This is a genomic window from Actinomadura formosensis NBRC 14204, from assembly GCF_001552155.1.
Taxonomy (GTDB): Bacteria; Actinomycetota; Actinomycetes; order Streptosporangiales; family Streptosporangiaceae; genus Spirillospora; species Spirillospora formosensis.
The window spans coordinates 1-1,284 of record NZ_BCQQ01000293.1; the positions used below are offsets into that span (position 1 = coordinate 1).

Below are 1,284 nucleotides of genomic sequence, written 5' to 3' on the forward strand. Positions count from 1 at the left end.
GCGGCGTTGACATCGCGGTCGTGGACCGCGCCGCACTGGCAGGCCCACTCGCGGATGTTCAGCGGCATGGATTCGGTGACCGTCCCGCACGCCGAGCAGAGCTTGGAGGAGGGGAACCAGCGGTCGATCTTCGCGAAGGTGCGGCCGTACCGTTGCGCCTTGTATTCGAGCATCGACACGAACTGGGACCAGCCCGCGTCGTGCACGGACTTGGCCAGCCGGGTGCGGGCCAGACCGTTCACCGCGAGGTTCTCCACGTAGACCGCTTGGTTGTCGCGGATCAGTTGTGTGGAGAGCTTGTGGTGATGGTCCCGCCGCACATCGGCCACGCGGGCGTGCAGCCGCGCGACCCTCGCGGCGGCCTTCCGCCGGTTCGCCGAGCCCTTCTGCTTGCGCGACAGCGCCTGCTGGGCTTTGCGCAACCGGCGTTCGGCGCGGCGCAGGAACTTCGGGCCGGTGATCTTCCGGCCGTCCGAGGTCACCGCGAAATGCGTCAACCCCAGATCGATCCCGACCTCCGCCGCCACCTCCGGCAGGGGTTCGCCCGTCGTCTCGACGACGAAGGAGGCGAAGTACCGTCCGGCCGCGTCCTTGATCACCGTCACGCTCGACGGCTCCGACGGCAGCGGACGGGACCAGCGCACCCGCACGTCCCCGATCTTGGGCAGGCGCAGCTTCCCGCCCGGCGTGACCGTGAAGCGGGCGTTGCGGGTGAACCGGATCGCCTGCCGCCCGTCCTTGCGGGACCGGAACCGGGGTGGTGCGACCCGGCGGCCTTTGCGCTTGCCCGACACCGAGGCGAAGAAGTTGCGGTAGGCGGTGTTCAGGTCCGCCAGGGCCTGCTGGAGCACCACGGCCGACACCTCGCCCAGCCACGCCCGCCCGGTGGTCTTCTTCGCCTGCGTGATGACCAGCTTGGACAGATCCCCGTCCGGCAGGTACGGCAGCCCGGCCGCATGCGCATCCCCGCGGACGCGGAGAGCGTCGTTGAACACCACCCGCGCACACCCGAACGCCCTCGCCAGCGCCTGCTGCTGGCCAGGGGTCGGGTAGAGCCGGAAGTTGTACCTGAGCCGCACTCGTGAATCGTACATCCATGTACATAGAAGTTCGTGCTTGTACACTGACGCGCATGGAGTCGGAAGAGATGAGCGTCGCCGACGCACGCCGCCAGTTCGCCGACGTCCTCAACGACGCCGCCGTCCGAGGACGCATCACCTACATCACCAACCGGGGCCGCCGCATCGCCGCGATCGTCCCCGTCCCCATCGCCGAAACCGCCGA

Annotated in this window: 2 protein-coding genes; one reads left to right on the forward strand and one right to left on the reverse strand. The window is 69.0% G+C overall.

The annotated features are described in order from the left end of the window. On the reverse strand, positions 1–1,079 hold a 1,079-nt coding region (locus tag AF1_RS32570; RefSeq protein WP_157419443.1), incomplete at its 3' end, for an RNA-guided endonuclease InsQ/TnpB family protein. Positions 1,080–1,147: 68 nt separating this feature from the next. Between AF1_RS32570 and AF1_RS33945 the strand changes: the two genes are divergently transcribed. Continuing rightward, positions 1,148–1,284, forward strand: a 137-nt coding sequence (locus AF1_RS33945; protein ID WP_255218867.1) for a type II toxin-antitoxin system prevent-host-death family antitoxin, incomplete at its 3' end; no start/stop codon positions are given.